The sequence below is a fragment of the Streptomyces sp. NPDC059452 genome (genome assembly GCF_042750035.1).
Classification (GTDB): Bacteria; Actinomycetota; Actinomycetes; order Streptomycetales; family Streptomycetaceae; genus Streptomyces.
Window position 1 is genome coordinate 62,219 of the sequence record NZ_JBHYVE010000002.1, and the last position, 25,466, is coordinate 87,684.

Here is a 25,466-nt window from a genome sequence, read left to right on the forward strand (position 1 = left end):
AAACTTCGCCGGTGTGCGCCGCCTTTTTTTTTTAACACCCCCCCCCCCCCGGGCCCCCCCCCCCCCCCCCCGGGGGGGCCCCCCCCCCGTAGCGGGGGGCCCCCCCCACTGTGCGTACGCCGTCGTGCCCGCTCCCCGTGGACCCCGGTGTCACCAGGCCGTCGCGGAGGAGGACTTCTCCGAGGGCAGCAGCGCCCACAGGGCCAGGTAGATGAGGAACTGCGGGCCGGGCAGCAGGCAGGAGACGAGGAAGATGATGCGCATCGTGCCGGCCGTGGTGCCGAAGCGCCGTGCCAGCCCCGCGCACACACCGCCGATCATGCGTCCTTCGGTGGGGCGGACGAGTGCGGCCATGGTGGGCTCCTTCGCGAGACGTGAACCGTAGCGGGGGAGCGGGTCCCTTTCTGCTCCCGATGTATCCATGGTGCCCCCGCGAAGGGGTACAAAGCATCGCTCTACGGGGCGATGCCGACCCTGGTAATCGTCGGGGTCGAGCCCCCAGGGGCCTCGTCCCTGAGGCGGGTCTCCTGCTGGTACCGGGGGAGGTCCCGCACACCCGGCAGCCCCCGGCGGCGCAGCCGCGCCCGGCAGACCGGGACGACCAGCAGATGGGCCAGGGCCACGCCCGCGGTGTTCAGCAGCACCGAATCGATGTCGACGACCTGGCCCGGCACCCCGGTCTGACCCAGTTCGATGGCGAGCGAGATCAGCGCCCCGGCCGTCACCGTGCGCAGCAGCGAGACCCAGGGGGAGACGAAGATCCGGCCCCCGGCCATCGGCAGCAGCACCCCGAGCGGGGCCAGCAGGAGCAGCGCCCCGCCGATCCGGCGCGCGGCCTCGACCGGGCCCAGCGCGAGGTCGGCTCTGATGCCGGCGAGCGGCTCGAAGTTCGCGGCCGTGATCCAGGGCACGTCCAGCGGGCGCAGCGTCAGCCACCCGACGAGCAGCAGATGCGCGAGGAGGAGCGTGACCCCCACCGCGCGGAAGTGGATGACGGTCTGACCGTCCGAACCTTGACGCGAACCTTGACGCACGCCCACCAAGACGCCCCAACCGGCAGGATCGGTTCCGTCAGTCCCGTATCAGCGCGTCCGGTGTCGTCACGTCCTGCGGCCGCGACTTCGTCTGCGAGGTGCACAGGTAGGGGCGCGCCGGATACGGTCCTGGCCCGCCCAGGAACACCGAGCCGTCGGTCACGAGCGCCTTGCTCTCCGCGTACGTGCACACCAGCTGCGCCCGCGCCTCCCCCGACAGGTCCTCGGGCTGGCTGCTCAGCCGTACGGTGCCCGCCGGGTCGCCGTCGCGGGCGGGCTCGACCTGCAGCCCCGCCGGGACCGCCGTGGAGAACCCGGCCCGGCGCTCGCTCTCGGTCGGTGTCCGCCGGACCTGGTCGAGCAGGGCGCGGGCGGCCGCCTGCCGGTCGGAGCCTGCCGCGTCCGCCGCCACCGGCCGGTCCACGGTCACCAGCTGCGAGGCGCAGAGCAGGTACACGGGTGCCACCACGCTGTCCGGGGAGCGGGTGGTGACGTCCGCCGAGGGCAGCTTGCACGGCACCCGGGACGGCGCGGCGCCCGCGTCCACGGGCACCGTCGTCGTACGGATGCCGCACCCGGAGGCGAGGACGGCGGCCATCAGTACGGCGCCGAGCGCGACGGCACCGTTCCTCCGCAGCCGGAATGCGCCGAGCGCGACGGCACCGCTCCTCCGCAGCCCGAACGCGCCGCCCGCCACGGGCCGGAACGCGCCCCTCATGACGCCTCACCCTCCTGGCCCCGGTCCCCGTCCCGGGGCCCGGCGCTGTCGTCCCGCCCGTTCGGGTCCGCCACGCCGCCGGTCGTCAGCTTCGAGGCGTCGCGCGGCAGCCGCAGGACGAAGACCGCACCGCCCTCGGGGGAGTTGGCGGCCGTGATGTCACCGCCGTGGATGTGCGCGTTCTCCACGGCGATGGAGAGCCCGAGCCCGCTGCCCTCCGAACGCGGCCGGGAGGCGCTCGCCTTGTAGAAGCGGTCGAAGACGTGCGGCAGCACCTCCTCGGGGATGCCCGGACCGTGGTCCCGTACCTCGATGACCAGCTCCTCGCCCTCGGTCCGCACCCTGACCCCCACCGGCGAACCCCCGTGCTTGAGGGCGTTGCCGATCAGATTGGCCAGGATCACGTCCAGTCGGCGCGGGTCGAGCCGGACCATCATGCCGCGCTCCGCGTCCAGGTCCACCGCGTCCAGCCAGGCCCGCGCGTCGATGCACGCGGTGACCTGGTCGGCGACGTCCACGTCGTCCAGGACCAGGCGGGCCGTGCCCGCGTCGAAGCGGGTCACCTCCATCAGGTTCTCCACCAGGTCGTTCAGCCGCCGGGTCTCGCTGACCACGAGGTGCACGGCGGGCGCGATCATCGGGTCGAGGCTGTCCGCCTCGTCCTCCAGCACCTCCGCCACCGCCGTGATCGCGGTCAGCGGGGTGCGCAGCTCGTGGGACATGTCCGCGACGAACCGCCGGCTGGACTCCTCCCGCGCGCTCATGTCCGCGACCTTCTTCTCCAGCGAGCTGGCGGTCCGGTTGAACGTACGGGAGAGATCGGCGAGTTCGTCCGTACCGGAGACCGTGAGCCGGGTGTCGAGCTTGCCCTCACCGAGCTTGCGGGCCGCGTCACCGAGCCGCTGCACCGGGCGCAGGACGGTCGTCGCGGCGGCCTGGGCCAGCAGCGCCGAGCCGATCAGGGCCAGGGTGGTGGCGATCCCCAGCGACCAGGCCAGCGAGTTGAGGTCCTGCCGCTCCTGGTCCAGGGACTTGAGCATGTACCCGGTCGGGCCGCCGCCGATGATCCGCGTACCGGCGACGAGGTACGGGGTCCCCGCGATGCTCGTACGCTGCCAGAACAGGTGGTACTCGTGGTCGTTGTTCGAGGTCAGCGGCTGCTTGCGGGCCACCTGCTTCTGCAGTGAGTCCGGTACGTCGGTCCGGGTGAAGGCGTCCAGGTCGGAGTAGCCGACGATCGGCTTGCCCCGCTCGCGCTCGTCCTCCAGCAGCACGTCGTAGCCGGGGCCGCCGGCCGCTATCTGCCCGGCGGCCCGCTGGAGGTCGTCCTTGGTGGGCCGTACCGGCAGCGCCGCCGCCGTGTCCTGCATCTGACGGCGGAAGTCGTCGAGCGCGGTGTCCTGCGTACGGGTCAGCACGGCCTCGCGGTTGAGCCAGTACGCGATCCCCGAGGCGGAGACCGCGGCGGTCAGCGCGACCAGCGCGAACACCACGACGAGCCGCAGCCGCAGACTGGTCCAGCGCAGACCCGCCCGGATCGAACGCTTGGCTCTCTCCGTCACTGAGGCGAGTCCAGCCGGTAGCCCACGCCCCGCACCGTACGGATCAGGGTCGGCGAGGACGGCACGTCCTCCACCTTGGCGCGCAGCCGCTGCACACAGGCGTCCACCAGGCGTGAGTCGCCCAGGTAGTCGTGCTCCCAGACCAGGCGCAGCAACTGCTGGCGGGACAGGGCCTGGCCGGGCCGGCGGCTCAGCTCCAGCAGGAGCCGCAGCTCGGTCGGCGTGAGCTGCAGATCCTCCCCGCCCTTGGTCACGGTCATGGCGGAACGGTCGATGACCACGTTGCCGAAGGTCGCCGAGTCGGTCGACTCGCGCTCACCGCGGCGCAGCACCGCCCGGATCCGGGCGTCCAGCACCCGGCCCTGGACGGGTTTGACCACATAGTCGTCCGCGCCGGACTCCAGTCCCACCACGACGTCGATGTCGTCGCTGCGCGCGGTCAGCAGAATGATCGGCAGCTGGTCGGTGCGCCGGATCCGTCGGCACACCTCGAAACCGTCGATCCCGGGCAGCATCACATCCAGCACGACCAGGTCGGGCCGCTGCTCACGCAGCAGCTCCAGGCCGTCCTCTCCCGTCGCCGCGGTGGCCACACGGTGGCCCTGGCGTGACAGCGAGAGTTCGAGGGCCGTGCGGATGGCGTCGTCGTCCTCGATCAGCAACAGGAAAGGCACGAGCGTCATTCTGGCCCATGGTGGCGCTTCAGTTCGACCTGTGGCCCGGTCCGGTTGCCCGGGCACGGCCGCAACTGCCCCTGTGACAGGCCTGTGACAGTCGGGCGACAGCGCCATGAAACTGCCCCGGCAAGCTCTTGGTCAGCGGGAAACGCAAGGAACGCAGGAAACGAACGGACTTCACCGATCTCCACCGATAGGGGGCGCGAGATGAACGCACTGCACAGCAGCACCAGCTCAAGCGCAGTTGTCACGCGTCTTCACGATGTCGGCCGGTCCACGGAGAAGTCCGGCGGGATGAACGCGGCGAACATACGGGGGTGTGTTCGGAGCGTAGGGCGTCAGCACCTGCCGTCGGCCGCGGAGCAGCTGCGCAAGCCGTACATGACGGTGGTCGACGCGCCCACGGGGGACAACGGGGGAAGCGCGTACGGGGAGGTCACGGGGGACCGCACCACCCGGGTGGAGACCGAGGGCGCCGAAGCGGCGTTCACGGCCTACGTCCAGGAGCGGCGGGCCTCCCTGTACGCCACCGCCTACCACCTGACCGGCGACCGCTTCGAGGCCGAGGACCTGCTCCAGAGCGCCCTCTTCTCGACGTACCGGGCGTGGGACAGGATCAGCGACAAGGCGGCGGTCGGCGGCTATCTGCGCCGCACCATGACCAACCTGCACATCAGCGCCTGGCGCCGGCGCAAGCTGAACGAATACCCGACCGAGGAGCTCCCGGAGACGGTGGGCGACACGGACGCGATGCGCGGCACGGAGCTGCGGGCGGTGCTCTGGCAGGCGCTCGCCCGGCTGCCCGAACTCCAGCGCACGATGCTGGTCCTGCGGTACTACGAGGGCCGCACCGACCCGGAGATCGCGTCGATCCTCGACATCAGTGTCGGCACGGTGAAGTCGAGCATCTGGCGGTCCCTCCGCCGACTGCGCGAGGACGAGGTCCTCAGCTTCGGCCGTGACGAGCAGGAGTCCTTCGGCGAGCTGGTGGCCTGAGGCAACGGGGGAACGGGGGAACGGCCACTGCTTCGGGGGAGGCAGGGGCTACGGGGGAGCAGCGGGAAACCCACGGGGGATGTGGGGGGACCACGGGGGAGCGCAAGAAAAACGGGGACCGAGGGGACCCGGGGGAAACACGGGGGAACGGCGGCCCGTCGCTTCGGGGGAGGCGCGGGCCACGGGGGAAACGCAGCGGGGTCGTACGGGCCGGGGGGTCCTGTACGGCCCCGTCGGCATGCCCGAACCCTGCTCCGGCGGGTTTTTCAGCCCCTTCGGCGTTTGAGGAGCGGGATCCGGGGCGGAGCCCCGGTTCCGGGAAGGGGCGGGGTGGGGGAAAAGCCCGCCGCAGGCGCCCCACCCGCCCACGAGGGACGGTTCGGACGCCCCCTAGCCCTCAGCCCCCTAGCCCCCAGCCCCCTAGCCCCCAGCCCCCTAGACCGCCCGAGTCGCCCGGGCCGCCCGATCCGCCGGAGCCCCCCGGCGGCACCGCCCCGCCGCGGCCGCGGCCAGCCGCCCCAGGGCCTCCTCCTTGGCGCACGGGTACGCCCCCAGCGCCGTCTGCCGGGCCACGATGCGGCGTTCGGCGCGCATCAGGCGCCAGCCGCGCCGGAGCAGGAACGGGACCGACTTACGGCCCTCGCGCAGGTCCCGGACCAGGCGGCGGCGGAACGTCGTGGTGGGGCGGCCGCGCAGGCAGAGCGCGTCCGCGAGCAGGCCCAGTTCCTGGCAGCGTCCGACGATGTCCGCCGCGAAGATGCCCTCGGCCACGAAGAGCGGTGAGCGCTCGATGTGGAAGGTCTCGTGGCCCGTACGGGAGCTGGTGGCGATGTCGTACACCGGGACGTCCGTGTGGCCCGAGCGGCACAGCTCGGCGATGGCGGCCACCGCCGCGTCCGCGTCCCAGGACAGGGCGGAGTCCCAGTCGATGTCCGTGGAGCCGGGGACGCGGGGCAGCGTCGGGTCGTCGTGCTCCTTGTAGAAGTCGTCCAGGCGCAGCACCGGGAGGCCGGTGCGGGCGGCCAGGACGGACTTGCCGGAGCCGGAGGGGCCCGCGAGCAGCACGACGCGGGTCGGAATCGGTTGGGAACTGGAACTCACAGAACAGAAGTGTGAGGCATTGACCCGCGCAGGGGACCACTCGGGCCTCCTGTTGGTATCCAGCATCACACCTCAACTACTCTGCGCGTACGGACGATTACCCGACCAGGCTCGATCAGGTGGAAAACATGGCACTTCACGCACGCAAGCCCGAACGTCGCGTCCTGCTGCGCGCCGGTCTGACCGTCACCGCGCTGGGGGCGGCCCTGGGGGCCGGTGCGGGCTCCGCGCAGGCCGCCCCGCAGCTGCCCCCGGTCGCCGAGATCCCCGAGCAGGGCGTCGCGGCCGTCCAGGCGGTCACCGAGAGCGCCGGGCCCGCGGTGACCAACGCGCTCGGGACCTCGCTGACCAACAGCATCCGGCCCGTCACCGAGCTCCAGCTGCACCCGCTGGCCAAGACCGGGGTGGACCCGCTGGACAACGCGGTGGGCACCCAGGTGGCCGACTTCCAGCCGGTGTCGACGGCGATTCTCACCGACCCCCTCACCAGCGGCGGGGCGATCAGCGACCTGCCGGTGGTGGGGCAGGTGGCCCGGCTGGTCACGGGCTGACGCCGGTCGCGTACGGCATGACGAGCGGGGCCGCCCCACGTCCTGGGGGCGGCCCCGCTCGTTCGCGTACCGAAGGGCTAGTACGAGGAGCCCGCGGCTCCCAGAGCGCCCGTCGGGTGCCAGACCGTCTTGGTCTCCAGGAAGGCCGTCAGCCGGTGCGTGCCGGGCGCGGCCAGCCAGTCGGTGGAGGCGTCCGAGCCGTCCGCCTCGGCGGGGAGCGGGCGCAGGACCCGCTTCAGGTTGTCCGCCGCCGCGATCTCCAGCTCCTTGGCCAGCTCCGCGCCTGCGCCGGTGAGGTCGATCGCGTTGACGTCCTGGTGGGCGGCGAGCGGGGCCGCGAGCTCCGCCGTGGCGCCGGACAGGATGTTGACCACACCGCCGGGGACGTCGGAGGTGGCCAGCACCTCGCCCAGCGAGAGCGCGGGCAGCGGGGCGTCGGCGGAGGCGATGACGACCGCCGTGTTGCCGGTCGCGATGACCGGGGCGATCACCGAGACCAGGCCGAGGAACGACGACTTCTGCGGCGCGAGGACCGCGACCACGCCCGTCGGCTCGGGGGTGGAGAGGTTGAAGAACGGGCCCGCGACCGGGTTGGCCCCGCCGGAGATCTGGCCGATCTTGTCGGTCCAGCCCGCGTACCAGACCCAGCGGTCGATCGCCGCGTCGACGACGGCCGCCGCCTTGGACTTCGACAGCCCCTCGGAGGCGGCCACCTCGCGGACGAACTGCTCCTTGCGGCCCTCCAGCATCTCGGCGACGCGGTAGAGGACCTGGCCGCGGTTGTACGCGGTCGCGCCCGACCAGCCGCCGAACGCCTTGCGCGCGGCCACCACCGCGTCGCGTGCGTCCTTGCGGGAGGACTGCGGCGCGTTGGCGAGCCACTGGCCCTTGGAGTCGGTCACCTCGTACACCCGGCCGCTCTCGGAGCGGGGGAACTTGCCCCCGACGTACAGCTTGTAGGTCTTGAAGACGCCAAGTCGGTTCTGCTCAGACATCGAGGTACGCCTCCAGGCCGTGGCGGCCGCCCTCGCGGCCGTAGCCCGACTCCTTGTAGCCGCCGAACGGCGACGTCGGGTCGAACTTGTTGAACGTGTTGGCCCAGACGACGCCCGCGCGGAGCTTGTTGGCCACCGCGAGGATGCGGGAGCCCTTCTCCGTCCAGATGCCCGCCGACAGGCCGTACTGGCTGTTGTTGGCCTTGGCGACCGCCTCGTCCGGGGTGCGGAACGAGAGCACGGAGAGGACCGGGCCGAAGATCTCGTCACGGGCGACCGTGTGGGCCTGGGTGACGTTGGTGAAGAGGGTCGGGGCGAACCAGTAACCCGACGACGGCAGTTCGCAGGGGGCGCTCCAGCGCTCCGCGCCCTCCGCCTCGCCGGTCTCCACCAGGGCGGTGATCCGGGCGAGCTGCTCGGCGGAGTTGATCGCGCCGATGTCGGTGTTCTTGTCCAGCGGGTCGCCGAGGCGGAGGGTGGAGAGGCGGCGCTTGAGCGCGTCCAGCACCTCGTCCTGGACCGACTCCTGGACCAGCAGCCGGGAGCCCGCGCAGCAGACCTGGCCCTGGTTGAAGAAGATGCCGGTGACGATGCCCTCGACGGCCTGGTCGATGGGGGCGTCGTCGAAGACGATGTTGGCGCCCTTGCCGCCCAGCTCCAGCGTGACCTTCTTCTCCGTGCCCGCGACGGAGCGCGCGATGGCCTTGCCGACGGCGGTCGAACCGGTGAAGGCCACCTTGTTGACGTCCGGGTGCGTGACGAGGGCCTCGCCCGCGTCCCCGTAACCGGTCAGGATGTTGACGACACCCTTCGGCAGCCCGGCCTGACGGCAGATGTCCGCGAAGAAGAGGGCGGAGAGCGGGGTCGTCTCGGCGGGCTTCAGCACCACCGTGTTGCCCGTGGCGAGCGCCGGGGCGATCTTCCACGCGAGCATCAGCAGCGGGAAGTTCCACGGGATGACCTGGCCCGCCACACCCAGCGGCCGGGGGTTGGCCCCATAGCCCGCGTGGTCCAGCTTGTCGGCCCAGCCCGCGTAGTAGAAGAAGTGCGCGGCGACCAGCGGGAGGTCCGCGTCGCGGGTCTCCTTGATCGGCTTGCCGTTGTCGAGCGTCTCCAGGACGGCCAGCTCACGGCTGCGCTCCTGGATGATCCGGGCGATCCGGAACAGGTACTTGGCGCGCTCGGAGCCGGGCAGCGCCGACCACTTCTCGAACGCCTTACGTGCTGCCTTCACGGCCCGGTCCACGTCCGCCGCGCCCGCCCGGGCGACCTCGGAGAGGACTTCCTCGGTGCTCGGCGAGACGGTCTTGAAGACCTTGCCGTCGGCGGCCTCGGTGAACTCACCGTCGATGAACAGCCCGTACGAAGGGGCGATGTCGACGACGGAACGGGACTCCGGCGCCGGTGCGTACTCGAATGCGGATGCCATGGCGTATCAGTCCACCGTCACGTAATTGGGGCCGGAGTAACGGCCGGTGCTGAGCTTCTGGCGCTGCATCAGCAGGTCGTTGAGAAGGCTGGAGGCGCCGAACCGGAACCAGTGGTTGTCCAGCCAGTCCTCGCCCGCCGTCTCGTTCACCAGGACGAGGAACTTGATCGCGTCCTTGGTGGTGCGGATGCCGCCGGCCGGCTTCACACCGATCTGTACGCCGGTCTGCGCCCGGAAGTCGCGGACCGCCTCCAGCATGAGCAGCGTGTTGGCGGGGGTGGCGTTGGTGGCCACCTTGCCGGTCGAGGTCTTGATGAAGTCCGCGCCTGCCAGCATCCCGAGCCAGGAGGCCCGGCGGATGTTGTCGTACGTGGAGAGCTCGCCGGTCTCGAAGATCACCTTGAGGCGGGCGGCCCCGCACTCGGCCTTGACGGCCACGATCTCCTCGTAGACCTTCAGGAACCGGCCGGAGAGGAAGGCCCCCCGGTCGATCACCATGTCGATCTCGTCGGCCCCGGCCGCCACCGCGTCACGGACGTCGGCCAGCTTGACGTCCAGCGCGGCCCGGCCGGCCGGGAAGGCGGTCGCCACGGACGCCACCTTCACACCGGAGCCCGCGAGCGCGGCGGTGGCGGTGGCGACCATGTCGGGGTAGACGCAGACCGCGGCGGTGCGCGGGGTGGTGCGGTCGAGCGGGTCGGGGTGGACGGCCTTGGCGGCGAGAGCCCGGACCTTGCCCGGGGTGTCCGCGCCTTCCAGCGTCGTCAGGTCGATCATCGAGATGGCGAGATCGATGGCGTACGCCTTGGCCGTCGTCTTGATCGAACGGGTTCCGAGGGAGGCGGCGCGCGCTTCGAGGCCGACGGCGTCGACGCCGGGAAGCCCGAAGAGGAAGCGGCGCAGCGCACTGTCGGACGCCGTCGCGTCGGAAAATGCGGGAGCAGTGGTGGGCATGGTCACCAGAGGAGCATATCTACGCGCGTAGCGACCTGTACAGGGGGCCGGGCCATCCGTGCGTCCCACCCGCTCCTGTCCCGCCACCCCTTCCCCCTCGGGCGGTCGGCCGGGCGGGCGGAGGTCCCTCCTCCGGTCGGCCGGGCCGGGCGGAGGCCCCTCCTCCGTACCCGTCAGGCAGAATCGGCCCCATGACGAGCCCCACACCTCCCGCAGAGTCGCAGTTCGCCGACCGGACCTACCGTTCGACAGCCGCACTGGTCTGCGGGTCGCTGCTGCTCCTGCTGATCGCCTGGATGGGCGGGGACGCCCTGATCCGGGGCGAGGGACGGGTGCCGTGGCTGGCGCTGGCCGCCCTGCTCTTCGTGGTGCCGCTGGTCGTGGCGTTCACCCTGCGGCCCGCCGTCTTCGTGAACGACGAGCGCATCCGGGTCCGGAATCCGTACCGGACGGTCCAGCTGCCCTGGAGCGAGGTCGCCGATGTGCGGGCCTCGTTCTCCTCGGAGCTGTTCGGCCAGGACGGTACGAAGTACCAGCTGTGGGCCGTCCCCGTCTCCCTGCGCAGCCGCAAGCGGGCGGCGCGGGCCGCGGCCCGCGCCGCGCACGACGACCCCTACGGCCGCACCTCGGTCAGCGCCGATGTCCGCGACTCCGCCCAGCGCACCGCCTCGGCCGACCAGACCGTCCGTGACCTGCGGGACCTGGCCGAGAAGGCGGGCGCGTCGACGCCCGAGGGGGCGGCCCAGGTCTCGGTGCGATGGGCGTACGAGGTGATCGTCCCGGCCGTCGTGGGCGGGGTGCTGCTCGTGGTGCTGTGGGCGGTGGGCTGAGCCGCGAGGGGGTCGGGCCCGCGGGGTGCGCGGGCTCGCGGGGGCGTGCGGGGTCTGCACGGAGTGCGCCGGGGCCTCGTGGTGTATGCCGGGCGCCCTAAGGACTACATCCCGATGAAAACCGACCGCTCACCTGGTTTGCGGTACCTCTCGCCCCGCCCGCCTCAATAAATTGCGCCTGCCGTCCGACTTCCGAAGGGGCGGCGGGGGGTGGGGCACGATGAGGGACACCGATGGCGACGAGAGAGCCGGGAGCGCCGGGGCGGCCCGGGTGCGATGTCGCATCGACATCGACGCGGACGGCCGGTACGCCTGGCGGATGATCGCGCAGAACGGCCGGGTGGTGGCCGTCTCCGCACACGCGTTCACGGCGTACGGCGACTGCCGCCGCGCCTTCGACGAACTGCGCGGGAACCACCGCGAGCAGGCGGGCGGCGTCCAGCACACGCCTTCCGGCAACGGCTGGATCTGGCTGCTGCGGGAGGCGGACGGCCGCGCCACCGCCGTCTCCGCCCGGTCCTACGAACGGCACTCGACCTGCCGGGCCGCCTACGTACGCTTCCGGGGGCTGCTCGCCGGGATCGGGGAGGGCGCCGGAAGTTGCCTCTAGGCCGCGCCGCATTCACATCGGCGGGCGCACCGGTTCACCGCATCCCACGACCGTCGTCCGCGTGACGACACGAACTGAGGAGCGGCCACCGCCCGGAGGCCCGTCCGGGGGCCCGCCCGGCGGTCCACCGGATGGCCCGTCCGCCGGCGGGGCCGCCGACGGGGCCTCCGTACCCCGGCGGCTGTACACGGACCCCGGCCTGCCCGACCGGGTCTTCCGCACGGTGGCCCGGGGCGGCGGCGCGGCGGTCTTCGCGGTGATGCTGCTGGTCGGCGGGTTCCTGCTGTACCGGGCCTGGCAGGCGCTGGAAAGGGCGGGCTGGTCCTTCCTGACCACCGAGGCCTGGGAGCCGGACGCCGGGCGGTTCGGCATCGCCGCCGTCCTCACCGGGACCGTGCTCATCGCCGTGACCGCGATCGTGATCGCGGTACCGCTCGCCGTGGGCAGTGCGCTCTACATCTCCGAGTACGCGCCGCCGGGGCTGCGCCGCACCCTCGTCAGCGTCGTGGACCTGATGGCGGCGGTGCCGTCCGTGGTCTACGGGCTCTGGGGGCTGTTCTTCTTCGAGGGCGCGGTCCTGCCCACCGCCCGCTGGATCGCCACCTATCTCGGCTGGATCCCGGTCTTCGCCGTCGACGGGGCCGATCCGAGCGATCCGCTCGCGCCCGAGACCGTCTACACCTCCTCCACGCTCATCGCGGGCATCGTGGTCGCCCTGATGGTGGCGCCGATCATCTGCTCGGTGATGCGCGAGGTGTTCTCGCAGGCGCCCGCCGGGGAACGGGAGGGCGCCTACGCGCTGGGCGCCACCCGCTGGGGCATGATCCGCAGCGTCGTCCTCCCCTTCGGCAAGGGCGGCATGATCGGCGGCACGATGCTGGGCCTGGGGCGGGCGCTGGGCGAGACCATCGCCGTCTACCTGATCATCTCGCCGGTCTTCGAGATCCAGTGGCATGTGCTCCAGAACGGCACCAGCTCGGTCGCGGCGCTGATCGCCCTGCGGTACGGCGAAGCCAGCCCGTTCGGCATGTCCGCGCTGATGGCCGCCGGGCTCGCGCTCTTCCTGATGACCCTCGTCGTCAACTTCGCCGCCTCCTCGATCGTCGCGCGCAGCCGCTCCGGCGCGTCCAGCGATGCCTGAACGCCCGGCGTCCAGCGATGCCTGAACGCCCGGACGCCCAACGCCCGGACGCCCAACGCCCGGACGCCACGACGTCTGGCCGCCAGGAAGTGCCTGGACCTCAAGCCGCCGAGCCGCCAACAGGTCTGGACACCGAGGCGCCCAGCCGCCCGGACGCTCGGAAAGGACCCCGTCTGCCATGACCCTCGCACCCGAGTCCCCGTCTCCGCCCCCCTCCCAGCCCCAGTCCCCCTCCCAGCCCCAGCCCCAGCCCCAGTCCCCGTCTCCGTACCCCGTACGCGCATCCGCCCCGCGTACCGTCCTGCCCGCCCGCACCCGCCGTACCGACGGGGCCGTCGGCGAGGTCCGCAGGTCCCTCGTGCTGACCCGGCCCTCGGACACCTTCGCCCTGGCCGGGGCGGCGGCCGCCGCGCTGAGCCTGACCGGGCTGCTCTTCACCCGGATGCTGCCCTTCGACGGCGCGGTGGGCTTCGTCGTCGTCGCCTACGTCCTCTTCCTCGGCCTCTACGCCCTGCTGGTCTCCTTCGACGAGGACGGCCCCACGATCAGGGACCGGCTGGCCGGGGTCGTCGTGCGGAGTCTGGGGCTCCTCATGCTCACCGCGCTGGCCTTCGTGATCGTCTTCACCCTCTGGGAGGGCCGCACCGCCCTGGCCCACGCCAACTTCTTCACCCAGGACATGAAGCTCGCCGGTCCGCTGGACGGCCTCGGCGTGGGCGGGGTGCTGCACGCCGCCGTCGGCACCCTCCAGCAGATCGCGCTCGCCCTGGCCGTGACCGTGCCGGCCGGGCTCCTCTGCGCGGTCTTCCTCAACGAGGTGCCCGGCCGGTTCGCCCGCTTCGTCCGCACCATCGTGGAGGCGATGACCGCGCTGCCGTCCATCGTGGCGGGCCTGTTCATCTACGCGACCGCCATCCTGGCCCTCGGCGTCGGCAAGTCCGGCCTGGCCGCCTCCCTGGCCCTCGCGGTGATGATGCTGCCGATCATCATCCGGGCCGCCGACGTCGTGATCCGCCTCGTCCCTGGCACCCTGCGCGAAGCCTCGTACGCGCTCGGCACCTCGCGCTGGCGCACCGTGCGCCATGTGGTGCTCCCCACCGCCCGCTCGGGCCTGACCACCTCGGTCATCCTCGGCACCGCCCGGGGCGTCGGCGAGACCTCCCCGGTGCTGCTGACCGCGGGCTTCACCGCCGAGCTGAACGCCGACCCGTTCGAGGGCCCGCAGGTCTCCCTCCCGCTGGCCACCTTCGAGTTCGTCAAGTCGCCCGAACCCGACATGATCGCGCGCGGTTTCGGTACGGCGGCGGCCCTGATGGCCCTCGTGCTGCTGCTCTTCGTGGTCGCCCGGATCATCGGCGGCCGCGATCCGGGCCGGCTGACGAAGGGCCAGACCCACCGCAGGGTCCTCGCCTCGCGCCGGGACGCGGAACGGTTCGCTCCCCGCGCCTCCGCCCGTACGGACGTCTCCCGTACGACCTCCTCCCGTGCGGACGCCTCTCGTACGGACGCCGCCTCGCCTCCGCGGAACAGCCCGCCCGACGCCACCACCCCCAGGAGTACTCCGTGAGACCCGCGACCCTGTCCCGTACGGCCCTGGCCCTGGCAGCGCTGCTCTGCGCCCTGCTGGCCGTCGGCCAACCGCCCGCCGAGGCGGCCTCGTACACCAAGATCACCGGCGCCGGGTCCACCTGGAGCTCCAACGCCCTCGACCAGTGGCGCCGCAATGTCGCCGCCAACCTCGGGATGACCGTCAACTTCGCCGCCACCGGCTCCTCCGACGGCCGTCAGCAGTTCAGGAACGGCACGGCCGACTTCGCCGTCTCGGAGATCCCGTACGGGCTGGAGGAGGGCGGCGTCACCGAACCGGCCCCCCGGCGCGGCTTCGCGTACATGCCGATCGTCGCGGGCGGCACCGCCTTCATGTACAACCTGCGGATCGGCGGCAAGAAGGTCACCAACCTGCGGCTCTCCGGGGAGGTCCTGGCCAAGATCTTCACATCGAGGATCACCCGCTGGGACGCCCCCGAGATCAAGGCCGACAACCCCGGACTCACCCTCCCCGGACGGCAGATCATCCCCGTCGTCCGCTCGGACGGCTCGGGCACCACCGCCCAGTTCACCAGCTGGCTGGCCAAGGAGCACCGCTCCGAGTGGGACGACTTCTGCCGCCGCGCCGGACGGTCCACGCCCTGCCGGATGACCTCGTACTTCCCCACCGCGCCCGGCACCTCCCAGATCGCCAAGTCCGGCTCACTGGGGGTCTCGGGGTACGTACGGCAGAACCACGCCGAGGGCGCCATCACCTACGTCGAGTACTCCTACGCCATCAAGACCGGCTTCCCGGTGGCCAAGATGCTCAACCGGTCCGGCTATTACGTGGAGCCCACCGCGGCCAGCGTCGCCGTCGGCCTGATGGCGGCCCGGATCAACAACGACAAGGGCTCCACCGACTACCTCACCCAGATCCTCGACGGGGTCTACCGCTCGGGCGACCGGCGGACCTACCCGCTCTCCAGCTACAGCTACATGGTCGTGCCGACCTCGCTGGACGGGGAGAAGAACCCGATGACCGAGGCGAAGGGCCGGACGCTGGGTGCCTTCGCCAACTACTTCCTCTGCGACGGCCAGCAGCAGGCCGACGAACTCGGCTACTCGCCGCTGCCGAAGAACCTGGTGCTCGCCGGGTTCGAACAGGTACGCCGCATCCCCGGCGCGCCCACCGGGGCGGTCAACATCAACAGCTGCCGCAACCCCACGTTCTCCGCCGACGGCGGCAACACGCTCGCCAAGAACGCCCCGTACCCGAAGGCCTGCGACAAGCGCGGGCCCACGCAGTGCTCCACCGGCACGGCCGGGGCGAAGGACCAGCAGACCCCGGTGAAGCCGTCCGCCCAGGGCCCCGGCTCCTCCTCCGGCACCCCGGGTGCCGGAGGTACCGGCGGGACCGGCTCCACGGGCGGTACCGGCCCGACCGGCGGTACGGGCGGCGGGGGCGCGGCGGGCAGCCCGTCCCCCGGCTCCGGGGCCACCGGAACGACCGGGACCACCACCGGCTCCGGCGGTTCCACGGCGACCGGCGGTACGGACTCCGACGGCGACGGGACCCCGGATGCCGGGCAGCCGGGCGCCGAGGACGGCGGGGCCGCCGGGGGCGGGGCGGTCGACCCGGACACCGGCGAGATCATCGCCGCCGCCGGAACCACGGGCGGCGACTCCTCGGTGGTGGCCAACCCGGTCGGTCTCGCCTCCGACGACGCGGTGGGCCTGCGCGGGGCGCTGATGGCCCTGTCCGCCCTGTTCCTGGCCGGTGTGGTCGTCGGCCCGCCGCTCGCCGCCCGCGCGCTGGCGGCCCGGTCCCGCCGGAAGGGATACCTGTCATGAGGGTCGTACGGTCACGCCGGGGGAGCCGTCTCATGACCGCCCTACGGTCACACTCTGACCGGGACCGGGACCGGGACCGCAGCCGCGCCCGAGATCACAGCCTCGGCCGTGCCCGGGACCACAGCCCCACCCGGAACCGCCCCCGCCGCGCCGCCGCCGGAGCCGTCGCCCTGCTGACCGCCGTCCTGCTGGCCCTGCTGCCGCTGCCCCCGGGCAGCGGTGAGGCTCGGGCGGCCGCAGGCCCCGAGAACTCCTCCGCCATGACCAGGAGCGGGACCAAGGGGCCCTGGGACGACTTCTCCGGTATGCGGGTGACGGTCCACCAGACGGAGCACCTGCGGGCCCAGGGCGTACGCGTCTCCTGGACCGGCGGGAAGCCGACACCCGGCGGGACCCGGTACCTCAACTACGTACAGATCATGCAGTGCTGGGGCGACGGTCCGCAGGGCCCCGACCGCGAACAGTGTGTCTTCGGCCCCGTCGGCGGCGGCAGCGGCCACAACTCCACCCGCAGCCTGCCGGTGGGGCAGGATCCGCTGGAGACCGAGTACACCGAGGGGAAGGACAACGACAACCCGTTCGTGCCGTTCCGGCCGGTGGAGGGCGAGCCGACGAAGTCCGCCGTGGACTGGACGTACTTCGGTCCCGGCGACGCCAACACCGAGCCGCTGCGCAAGACCCAGGGCGACGGGACCGGCGAGGCGGTCTTCGAGGTGCAGACGGCCCTGGAAGCCCCGCACCTGGGCTGCGGGGCGGTGGACACGGCCGGGGGCCGCACCCAGCCCCGGCCCTGCTGGCTGGTGGTGGTCCCGCGCGGCGACCACGAGATCGAGCCGCACCGCAACGGCAGCCTCGACACCTCCGCCCTGAGCCGGTCCAACTGGGACCGGCGCATCGTCTTCCCCCTGCACTTCGACCCGGTCGGCGAGACCTGCGAGCCGGACAAGGCCGAACGGCGCGTCATCGGATCGGAGTTGCTGACCGACGCCATGACGTCCTGGCAGTCCGTCCTGTGCGCCGGGTCGGACGCCCGGTTCACCTACAGCCAGTCCGGCGAGGACCGCGCCCGCGAACTGGTCACCGCCGCCACCGGCACCTCACCCGGGCTCGCCGTCACGGTCGACCCGGTCGAGACCGGCGCGGACGGCCCCCGGGTCGTGCACGCACCGCTCGCGGTGAGCGGCCTGACGGTCGCGTTCCTGTGGGAGGAGACCGGCGTACCGCTCGAACGCGTACGGGAGCTGAAGCTCACCCCGCGCCTCCTGGCCAAGCTGCTCACCCAGTCCTACATCAGCAGCGTGAGCCTCTGGAACATGAGCATCCCCGTCCCCGCCCATCTGAAGGGAAACCCGGAGACCGTCGTCCGCGACCCGGAATTCCTGGAGCTCAATCCGGACCTCTCCGACCGGGCGGCCAGATCCGCCCCCTTCGGCCTCGCCGTCTCCGGTGAGAATTCCGACACCAGCCGCCTCCTGTGGAACTATCTGCGGGCGGACAAGGACGCCCGGGAATTCCTGTCCGGAAAAGCGGACCCCTGGGGAATGAAGATCAACCCCTTCTACGCCGATCTGGCCCTGGACAAGGAAGCGCTCGACCATTTCCCTAAGGCGGACCCCACCGGCACCCGGCTGGAGGTCATTCCGAACGGCTGGGTGGAGTACACCGGCAACGAGGTCGTGCCCTACGTCGAGAACATGCACGACGGCGCCCTCCGCGTCCGGCGCGGCTACGGCGGGCAGACGACCGACGCGGAGGCCTGCGCCGAGTGCGCGAACGGGGCCCGGCTGAAGGGCGAACGGGGGCCGCAGGGCTCCCGCCGGATCGCCGGACTCGTCGACATCCCCTCGGCCGACCGCTACGAACTCGACATCGCCGCCCTGCCCGACGCGACCGGCCGGTATGTGAAGCCGACCCCGGACGCCCTGCTCAAGGCGGTGGCGCAGATGAAGGACTCCGCCGTGGCCGGGGTGAAGGCGCCCGGCCCCCTCGGGGCGAAGGACGGCGCCTACCCGCTGACCGCCATCGCCTACGCGGCGGCCCCCCTCGACCAGCCCGCCGACGCCCGCAAGGACTACGCGCGGATGATCCGGTACGCCGCGGGGCCCGGCCAGACCCCGGGCCTCACCCCAGGACAGCTGCCGCCCGGCTACGCACCCCTCCCGCAGGAGCTCCGCACCCAGGCGCTCCGCGCGGCCGACGGCCTGGAGCGCGGGGTGGCGCAGCCGCCGCCCCCGTCCACCGGGTCCGGAGCGGGTGCGGCGGGCGGCGGAGGGGATCCGGGAGGCGGTACGGGGGACGGGGGCGGCGGTGACGGCGGCCCGGGCGAGGGGGGCCCGGCTCCGGACTCGGGCGGCTCCGGCGGGGCCGGGGGCTCCGGGGGATCCGGGGGCTCCGACGCGGGCGCACCGGGCGGCAGCGGGACGGCGGGCGCCGACCCGGAGGCCAGCGGCCCGCCGGACCCCGCGCCGACCGGCCCGGTGGAGGCGACGAACGCCTCCGCCACCGGGCCCGGGGGGCTGACCCCCTCCCAGGTCCTGGGGCTCGTCCGCTGGGTGCTCCTCGGCGTGCTCGTCGCGGGCGGCACCGCAGCGTGCGCCGGACCCGTGATGCTGCGCCTCTCCGCCCGGGGGCGAATTCCCTAGGAGTCGCCCAGGAAAGGAATTCGTAACCTGACCGGCAACTGGATGTGGTGGTCACCGCGGACCGTTCTGCGGAAATATTTGCGGTGGCCGGCCGACGGGCCGGTGGCAGCGAAATCCGGATTCTGCTGATGCGTCCATTGCCTGCATTCCGTATTCACGATTCGCGATTCATGATTCTTCGCGATTCACGATTCATGATTCATGGAGGAGAACAGAAATGAACGTCACGACGCGTGTTCGTCTCGGTGCCGCAGTCGGCGCCGCCGCTCTCGGCCTCGGCATCATGGCTCCCGCCGCCTACGCCGACCCCGCCGTCCCGACCGACTACCGCACCCTCGCCGGGGTCGGCTCGGACACCACGCAGGACGTCCTCAACGGGCTCGGTGACTCCATCGACGGCGGCACCCTGATCGCCTCCTACGACGCGACCGGCAGCGCCACGGTCAAGACCCGTACGGCCGGCTGTGTCATCAACCGCCCCAACGGCTCCTCGGCCGGTATCGACGCGCTCAACGCGTCCGTCGACGGCTCCACCGGCTGTCTCGACTTCGCCCGCTCCTCGCGCGGCCCGGTCAACTTCACCTCCTCCGACCTGACCTTCATCCCCTTCGCCGAGGACCAGGTGACCATCGCCGTCCGCGACGACAGCCCCCTCAACGCGAACCTCGACCTCACGGCCGCCCAGCTCAAGGCCGTCTACGAGTGCAGCCTGACCTCCCTCAACGGTGTGGCACTGACCCCGCTGCTGCCCCAGGCCGGCTCCGGCACCCGGTCCTTCTTCCTGGAGCAGATCGGTGTCTCGGTGCCCGGCACCTGCGTCGGCACGATGCAGGAGCACAACGGGGTCGAGCTGGACAGCGCGGGCGACATCGCCCCGTACTCCGTCTCCCAGTACAACGCCCAGGTCGGCGGCGCCGTCACCGACCGCCACGGCGACACCGTGCTCGGTGCGATCGGCGGCGGTGTGATCGCCCGTGACGTCTACAACGTCGTGCCGACCGCGAAGCTCGGCACCGCCGCCATCGCGGACACGTTCGTCGGCGCCGGCTCCAAGGTCTGCACCGAGACCGACGTCATCGAGTACTTCGGCTTCACCACGGTCGCCAACTGCGGTGACACCACGCTCAAGGCCGAGCGCTGACCACCACCATCCCGTAACCGCGCGACGGCCGGGCGCCCCGAGGGGTGCCCGGCCCCACGGCGTGTCCGAAGCCCACCACCACCCCAGGGGGGAACACCACCATGAACAACCCCGTACCACTCGCTCCACGCCCGGATCGTCCCCGGCCGCCCGGCATCCGCTTCCGGCCGCCGGGCTCGGGCTTGCGCTCGCCGGGCTCCGGTTTCCGGTCGCCGGGGTCGGGTTTCCGGTCGTCGGTGGCGCTGCTCAGCTCCTTCGCGCTGGTCTGCGGCCTGCTCGCCGCCGTACTGGCCCTGAGCGCCACCGAGGCGCACGCCGCCTCCACCCGGATCGGCTCGTTCACGCTGTCCCCCGCGACCGGTTCCATCTCCGACGCCAAGCTGGCGGACACCGCGACCTCGGCGGCCGCCTGCCCGGCCCCCACGGACCCGAACGCGCCCTACGTACGGGCGGGGCTGCGGCTCCCCAAGCCACCGACCGTGACCGGCGGGCTGCCCTCGTTCCCGCTGACGACCTCGGAGAAGGGCGCACCGCTGGACTCGGGTCCGTTCACCGTGCAGCTGCCGCCCAAGGACTCGCTGGAGACGGTCCTGCGCAAGTACGTCAAGACCGGTCCGCTGGACGGGACGTACGAGATACGCATGCACTGCGACACGGCGGTCAGCGTCGGCACGTTCGACTACTTCTCGGCGAGCGTCCGCGTGACCGGGGAGACCTGGACCCTGGTCGAATCCCAGGCGACCACCGTCGCCCTGACCGTCGGCAACGGAGGCGGCCCCGTCGGCACCCCGCTGAAGCTGACGGCGAACGTCACCCCGGCGGCGGCCGAGGGCAAGGTGACCTTCGCGACGGGCGCCGCGTTCGACGGCCCGTTCACCGAGGTGAGCACGGTCGACGTGACCGGCGGAAAGGCCGAACTGACCGTCACCGCACCGGCCGTACCCGGACAGGTCCACTACCGGGCGGAGTTCGCCCCGGACGACCCGGAGGCGTTCCGCGCCTCGACCGGCCGGGCCAGCGCCCAGATCACCGAGCCCGCCCCGAGCCCCGACCCGAGCGAGACGGACCCCACGGACAAGCCCACGGACGGCCCGACCGACGGCCCCACGGACGGCCCGACGGACGGTCCCGACGAGCCCGGTGACCTCTTCGTCACCGACGAGGAGGGCAACCCGCTCGACGCCGACCCGGTCCTCGAACCCGGCCAGAAGGTGCTGATCACGGCGCGCGGCTACACCCCGGACGCCACGGTGACCGTGAACCTCGACGAGGGGGACGACGACCTCGCCGACGCCACCGCCGACGACGAAGGCACCGTGGAGGACTACGCGTTCACCGTGCCCGAGCAGATCGGGGACGGCGACCACACCCTGACCCTCGCCGAGAAGGCGGACGAGGGCCACCGGGTGGAGTTCCCCTTCACCACCGGCGCCGAACCGAGCCCGAGCCCCACCCCGGAACCGAGCGACACCACGGGCTCCGACGACGGCGGTACGTCGACGGGTTCCGACGGCGGGAGCGACGGTACGGCGGGCGGGGGCGGCGGGTCCGGCGATTCCGGCGGATCCGGCAAGGGATCGCTCGCCTCCACCGGCAGCTCCGTGGCGGCGGTCGGCCTCACCGCCGTGGCGCTCCTCAGCCTCGGCGCGGCGCTCGTCATCCACATCCGGCGAAAGTCCCTGCTGACCTTCGGCAGCCCGGCGCTCTGAGCCGGGGCGGGGGCCGGGGGCGGGGCGGACGGGCCGGGCGGGCCGGTGCGGTGCGCTGAGCCCGCTGGGCCGGGGCGGGCGCGCTGAGCCCACTGGATCGGGGCGGGCGCGCTGAGCCCGCTGGACTGAGCCCGCGCGCGACCGTGCCCCGGCGCACTGAATCCCTCCGCCGGTCCGTCCGGGAACGGCGGGCACTCCGGGGGCTGCCGGGGCGGAACCGCCCACCTCCCCGGCACCCGCCGCCATCCGCCCCACGTCACCCGACTCCACCCTCACCCGCAACACCCCTCCCGCAGCCAGGAGCGCAGCCACCGTGACCGTGCTGACCCCGCCCCCACCCCCGCCCCCGCCCTCGCCCTTGTCCCCGCCCGTGACGGCACCGCCGCCCTCCCCGCCCGTACCGGTGTCCGGGCAGGCCCCGCGGCCGCCCGCCCGGCCCGGACTCGCCCTCACCGGGGCGGCGCTCTGCGTCCTGGCGGCCGTCCTCCTCGGCTTCGCCGCCAACCTGACCCTCGTCGGCCACCTCCAGCACTCCCGGGACCAGCAGACGGCCTACGACGAGCTGCGCCGCCAACTCGCCCTTGGCACCGCGCCCGTGGGGCCGCGCACGTACGACGACCGCCCCCTCGCGATGGGCGCCCCGGTCGCGCTCCTCCGCATCCCCGCACTCGGGGTGCGCGAGGTCGTCGGGGAGGGCACCACCTCCCGGGTCCTGATGTCGGGTCCGGGCCACCGCCGCGACACACCGCTGCCCGGGCAGGCCGGGACCTCCGTGATCATGGGCCGCCAATGGGGGTACGGCAGCCCGTTCCACTCCCTGCACAAGCTCCCGGTCGGCGCCCGCATCGAGATCACCACCGGCCAGACCAAGGCGGTGTACGCGGTCACGGGCGTCCGCCGCCCCGGCGACGCGCTGCCCGACCGCCGCGCCCCGGGACAGGGCGCGCTCACGCTCATCACCGCGACCGGCTCCCCGTACACCCCGTCCGGCGTCCTCCGCGTGGACGCCGTCCTGACCACCCCCGTACAGCCGGCGCCGCCCCGCCTTCTGCCCGCGGGCCCGCCCGGCCCGAGCGAGGAGGCGCTGGCGGGGGAGAGCGGCGCCTGGCTCCCCGTACTCCTGTGGTCGCAGGCCCTCCTCGCGGCCGCGCTGCTCACCGCCTGGGCCCTGCGTCGCCGGGGCACCTGGCAGACCTGGGTGAGCGCCGTGCCGGTACTCGCCGCCTGCGGGATCGCGCTGGCGGCGGCGATCACCCGCCTGCTCCCGAACCTGCTCTGACGCCCGACGCGACACGCACCCCGCCCCCGACGCACGAAGCCGAGCCGGTCCCCACCGAGCCGGGCCCCAGCCCCGAGTCCCCACAGCCGATCCCCGATCCCCGATCCCCGATCCCTGATCCCCGAGGAGCGCCCCACCCCATGACCGACCTCATCGACACCGTCGTCCAGCCCCGCGTCCTCGCCCACTCCACGGCGGCGACCCTCGAAGCCGACGCGGTCTCCGCCTGGTTCGGTGACCACAAGGTCCTCGACCGGGTCTCGCTCACCATGCCCGCGCGGCAGGTCACCGCGCTCATCGGCCCCTCCGGCTGCGGCAAGTCGACCTTCCTGCGGATCCTCAACCGGATGCACGAGCTGGTCGGTTCGGCCGCACTGGCCGGGCGGGTCCTCCTGGACGGCCAGGACATCTACGAGCGGGGCCGCCGGATCACCCACGCCCGCCGCGAGATCGGCATGGTCTTCCAGAAGCCGAACCCGTTCCCCGCGATGTCCCTGTACGACAACGTCCTCGCGGGCCTGAAGCTGAACGGCATCAAGGCGTCCCGGGACGGCCGTGACGACCTCGTGGAGGAGTGCCTGACCAAGGCCGGGCTGTGGAAGGAGGTCAAGGACCGGCTCCGGCGGCCCGGCGGGGCGCTCTCCGGAGGCCAGCAGCAGCGCCTGTGCATCGCGAGGTCCCTCGCCGTACGGCCCCGGGTCCTGCTGATGGACGAACCGTGCTCGGCGCTCGACCCGACGTCCACCCGGCGGATCGAGGAGACGATCCACGACCTGAAGGAGGAGGTCACGATCATCATCGTCACGCACAACATGCAGCAGGCCGCCCGGGTCTCGGACGGCTGCGCGTTCTTCCTCGCCGAGCAGGGCACCCCCGGCGTCATCGTGGAACACGGCCCGACCGACGCCATGTTCGGCTCCCCGCAGGACGAGCGGACCGCCGACTACGTGAACGGCCGCTTCGGATAGGGCGGTACACCACACCCATCCCGAAGCGGCCGTTCACGAACCGTCGGTACCGGACCCCGGCACCGGATCAAGGCATCAGATCCCGGCCGCCGTCGCCAGGTCCCGCTTGATCCCGGCCAGCAGCTCCGCGCCCCGCGCCCGTGCCGTGGGCAGCCCGGCGGCGTCCGTGACCGGGACCACGACCTCCAGGTAGCACTTCAGCTTCGGCTCGGTGCCGCTCGGGCGGACGATCACGCGGGCGCCCTCCAGGTGGTAGCGCAGCCCGTCGGTGGGCGGCAGCGCGGCCGTGCCCTGCGACAGGTCCTCGGCGGAGGTGACCGCGAGGCCCGCCAGCGCGGTCGGCGGCTGCTCGCGGAGCCGGGCCATGGCGTCGGCGATGACCGTCAGGTCCTCCACCCGCACCGAGAGCTGGTCGGTGGCGTGCAGCCCGTGGGCCAGGGCCAGGTCGTCCAGCAGGTCGAGCAGCGTACGGCCCTGCTCCTTGAGTACGGAGGCGAGCTCGGCGACGAGCAGGGCGGCGGTGATGCCGTCCTTGTCGCGGACGCCCTCGGGGTCGACGCAGTAGCCGAGCGCCTCCTCGTACCCGTACCGCAGACCGTCCACGCGGGCGATCCACTTGAAGCCCGTCAGCGTCTCCTCGTAACCGAGGCCCGCCTTCTCCGCGATCCGGCCGAGCAGTGACGACGACACGATCGACTCCGCGAACACGCCGCTCACGCCCCGCTCCACCAGGTGCGCGGCGAGCAGTGCGCCGACCTCGTCACCGCGCAGCATCCGCCAGCCGCCCTCGGCGGCGGTGTCGGGTACGGCGACGGCGCAGCGGTCCGCGTCCGGGTCGTTGGCGATGATCAGGTCCGGCGCCGCCCGGCGTGCGGTGGCGAACGCGAGATCCATTGCGCCGGGCTCTTCCGGATTGGGGAAGGCCACGGTGGGGAAGGCGGGGTCCGGCTCGGCCTGCTCGGTGACGAGCACCGGCTCCGGGAACCCGGCCCGCGCGAACGCGGCGGTCAGCACGGAGGTGCCGACGCCGTGCATCGCGGTGTAGACGGTGCGTGCCGTACGGGGGCTGCCGGCGGCCAAAACCGCGTCCGTACGGGCGAGGTAGGCGGCCAGGACCTCCTCGCCGAGGGTCTGCCAGCCGTCCTCCGGGCGGGCCACGCCGTCCAGCGGGCCGACCGCCGCGATGGCGGCCGCGATCTCGCCGTCGGCCGGGGGCACGATCTGCGAGCCGTCGCCGAGGTAGACCTTGTAACCGTTGTCGCGCGGCGGGTTGTGGCTCGCGGTGACCTCGACGCCCGCGACGGCACCCAGGTGCCTTATGGCGTACGCGAGTACGGGGGTGGGGAGCGGGCGGGGGAGCACGGCGGCGCGGAGTCCGGCGCCGGTCATCACGGCGGCGGTGTCGCGGGCGAAGTCCTCCGACTTGTAGCGGGCGTCGTAGCCGATGACGACGAGGCCGCCCTCCTGGCCCTGGGCCTTCAGGTAGGCGGCGAGCCCCGCCGCCGCCCGGATCACCACGGACCGGTTCATCCGCATGGGTCCGGCCCCGAGCTCGCCGCGCAGCCCGGCGGTGCCGAACTGGAGCGTGCCCGCGAAACGGGCGGCGAGCTCGGCGGTGTCGCCCGCCTCGATGATCGCGCCCAGCTCGTCACGGGTCTCGGGGTCGGGGTCCTCGGCCAGCCAGGTCCTGGCCTGCGCGATGAGGTCGTGCTGCACGGGGGCCGCCTTTCGGGGGTGCGGTGGTCGGT

General features: G+C 72.7%; 22 protein-coding genes. 12 read left to right on the forward strand and 10 right to left on the reverse strand.

From position 1 onward, the window contains the following. Positions 1–150: 150 nt before the first annotated feature. The 5 genes from ACFW9Z_RS03225 to afsQ1 form a co-directional block, all read right to left on the reverse strand. Entirely contained in the window at positions 151–354 is a 204-nt protein-coding gene (locus ACFW9Z_RS03225; protein ID WP_384633560.1) for a PspC domain-containing protein, read from the reverse strand. 101 nt (positions 355–455) lie between these two features. Next, on the reverse strand, positions 456–1,040 hold the full coding sequence (locus ACFW9Z_RS03230) for a VanZ family protein (RefSeq protein WP_384633563.1): 585 nt from the start codon (positions 1,038–1,040) through the stop codon (positions 456–458). Positions 1,041–1,071: 31 nt separating this feature from the next. Then, positions 1,072–1,752: a hypothetical protein gene (locus ACFW9Z_RS03235; protein WP_384633565.1), complete on the reverse strand. Its 681-nt coding sequence runs from the start codon at positions 1,750–1,752 to the stop codon at positions 1,072–1,074. Then, positions 1,749–3,314 (reverse strand): ATP-binding protein, encoded by a 1,566-nt coding sequence (locus ACFW9Z_RS03240; RefSeq protein WP_384633567.1) that lies wholly within the window; start codon positions 3,312–3,314, stop codon positions 1,749–1,751. Before ACFW9Z_RS03240 ends, ACFW9Z_RS03235 begins: the two co-directional genes overlap by 4 nt. Next, positions 3,311–3,988, reverse strand: a complete 678-nt coding sequence (gene afsQ1 / locus ACFW9Z_RS03245; protein ID WP_078533099.1) for a two-component system response regulator AfsQ1 — start codon at positions 3,986–3,988, stop codon at positions 3,311–3,313. The genes ACFW9Z_RS03240 and afsQ1 overlap by 4 nt, the downstream gene beginning before the upstream one ends. Positions 3,989–4,198: 210 nt before the next feature. On the opposite strand from afsQ1, the gene ACFW9Z_RS03250 reads away from it, so the two are divergent. After that, positions 4,199–4,987: a SigE family RNA polymerase sigma factor gene (locus ACFW9Z_RS03250; RefSeq protein WP_384633570.1), complete on the forward strand. Its 789-nt coding sequence runs from the start codon at positions 4,199–4,201 to the stop codon at positions 4,985–4,987. Positions 4,988–5,422: 435 nt separating this feature from the next. Here ACFW9Z_RS03250 and ACFW9Z_RS03255 read toward each other — a convergent pair whose 3' ends face one another. After that, positions 5,423–6,154 carry a uridine kinase gene (locus tag ACFW9Z_RS03255; RefSeq protein ID WP_384633572.1) on the reverse strand — a complete coding sequence of 244 codons (732 nt, stop codon included), beginning with the start codon at positions 6,152–6,154 and terminating at the stop codon, positions 5,423–5,425. A gap of 62 nt (positions 6,155–6,216) precedes the next feature. Between ACFW9Z_RS03255 and ACFW9Z_RS03260 the strand changes: the two genes are divergently transcribed. Further along, complete coding sequence (locus ACFW9Z_RS03260; protein WP_384633575.1) at positions 6,217–6,639, forward strand: hypothetical protein; 423 nt, start codon at positions 6,217–6,219, stop codon at positions 6,637–6,639. Positions 6,640–6,716: 77 nt separating this feature from the next. Here the strand turns inward: ACFW9Z_RS03260 and ACFW9Z_RS03265 are convergent, their stop codons facing one another. From ACFW9Z_RS03265 to deoC, 3 genes are read right to left on the reverse strand one after another with little or no spacing between them, the layout of a single operon-like run. Next, on the reverse strand, positions 6,717–7,634 hold the full coding sequence (locus ACFW9Z_RS03265) for an aldehyde dehydrogenase family protein (RefSeq protein WP_384633578.1): 918 nt from the start codon (positions 7,632–7,634) through the stop codon (positions 6,717–6,719). Then, positions 7,627–9,063 carry an aldehyde dehydrogenase family protein gene (locus ACFW9Z_RS03270; protein ID WP_384633581.1) on the reverse strand — a complete coding sequence of 479 codons (1,437 nt, stop codon included), beginning with the start codon at positions 9,061–9,063 and terminating at the stop codon, positions 7,627–7,629. The genes ACFW9Z_RS03265 and ACFW9Z_RS03270 overlap by 8 nt, the downstream gene beginning before the upstream one ends. A 6-nt stretch (positions 9,064–9,069) precedes the next feature. Continuing rightward, complete coding sequence (deoC, locus tag ACFW9Z_RS03275; protein ID WP_384634586.1) at positions 9,070–10,017, reverse strand: deoxyribose-phosphate aldolase; 948 nt, start codon at positions 10,015–10,017, stop codon at positions 9,070–9,072. Between the two features lie 191 nt (positions 10,018–10,208). Here deoC and ACFW9Z_RS03280 point away from each other — a divergent pair, with 191 nt between their 5' ends. The 10 genes from ACFW9Z_RS03280 to ACFW9Z_RS03325 all read left to right on the forward strand — a co-directional run bounded on the left by ACFW9Z_RS03280 (position 10,209) and on the right by ACFW9Z_RS03325 (position 23,718). Beyond that, positions 10,209–10,847 carry a PH domain-containing protein gene (locus tag ACFW9Z_RS03280; protein ID WP_384633584.1) on the forward strand — a complete coding sequence of 213 codons (639 nt, stop codon included), beginning with the start codon at positions 10,209–10,211 and terminating at the stop codon, positions 10,845–10,847. A gap of 220 nt (positions 10,848–11,067) precedes the next feature. Next, positions 11,068–11,457, forward strand: coding sequence for a hypothetical protein (locus ACFW9Z_RS03285; protein WP_384633587.1), 390 nt, complete (start codon positions 11,068–11,070; stop codon positions 11,455–11,457). Positions 11,458–11,518: 61 nt separating this feature from the next. Beyond that, positions 11,519–12,598 (forward strand): phosphate ABC transporter permease subunit PstC, encoded by a 1,080-nt coding sequence (pstC, locus tag ACFW9Z_RS03290; protein WP_384633590.1) that lies wholly within the window; start codon positions 11,519–11,521, stop codon positions 12,596–12,598. A 178-nt stretch (positions 12,599–12,776) separates the two neighbouring features. Further along, on the forward strand, positions 12,777–14,165 hold the full coding sequence (pstA, locus tag ACFW9Z_RS03295) for a phosphate ABC transporter permease PstA (RefSeq protein ID WP_384633593.1): 1,389 nt from the start codon (positions 12,777–12,779) through the stop codon (positions 14,163–14,165). Further along, the gene (locus tag ACFW9Z_RS03300) at positions 14,162–15,979 is read left to right on the forward strand and encodes a phosphate ABC transporter substrate-binding protein PstS (protein WP_384633596.1); all 1,818 of its coding nucleotides are present in this window, start codon (positions 14,162–14,164) and stop codon (positions 15,977–15,979) included. The genes pstA and ACFW9Z_RS03300 overlap by 4 nt, the downstream gene beginning before the upstream one ends. Before the next feature lie 32 nt (positions 15,980–16,011). Beyond that, positions 16,012–18,621 (forward strand): hypothetical protein, encoded by a 2,610-nt coding sequence (locus ACFW9Z_RS03305; protein ID WP_384633598.1) that lies wholly within the window; start codon positions 16,012–16,014, stop codon positions 18,619–18,621. 217 nt (positions 18,622–18,838) lie between these two features. Further along, positions 18,839–19,762 (forward strand): substrate-binding domain-containing protein, encoded by a 924-nt coding sequence (locus ACFW9Z_RS03310; protein WP_384633602.1) that lies wholly within the window; start codon positions 18,839–18,841, stop codon positions 19,760–19,762. A 236-nt stretch (positions 19,763–19,998) separates the two neighbouring features. Then, entirely contained in the window at positions 19,999–21,471 is a 1,473-nt protein-coding gene (locus tag ACFW9Z_RS03315) for a hypothetical protein (RefSeq protein ID WP_384633605.1), read from the forward strand. A 313-nt stretch (positions 21,472–21,784) separates the two neighbouring features. Then, entirely contained in the window at positions 21,785–22,750 is a 966-nt protein-coding gene (locus ACFW9Z_RS03320; protein ID WP_384633608.1) for a sortase, read from the forward strand. Positions 22,751–22,890: 140 nt separating this feature from the next. After that, positions 22,891–23,718, forward strand: coding sequence for a phosphate ABC transporter ATP-binding protein (locus tag ACFW9Z_RS03325; protein WP_384633611.1), 828 nt, complete (start codon positions 22,891–22,893; stop codon positions 23,716–23,718). A gap of 75 nt (positions 23,719–23,793) precedes the next feature. On the opposite strand, the gene ACFW9Z_RS03330 is transcribed toward ACFW9Z_RS03325, so the two are convergent. Next, positions 23,794–25,434, reverse strand: a complete 1,641-nt coding sequence (locus ACFW9Z_RS03330) for a phospho-sugar mutase (RefSeq protein WP_384633614.1) — start codon at positions 25,432–25,434, stop codon at positions 23,794–23,796. Positions 25,435–25,466: the final 32 nt, after the last annotated feature.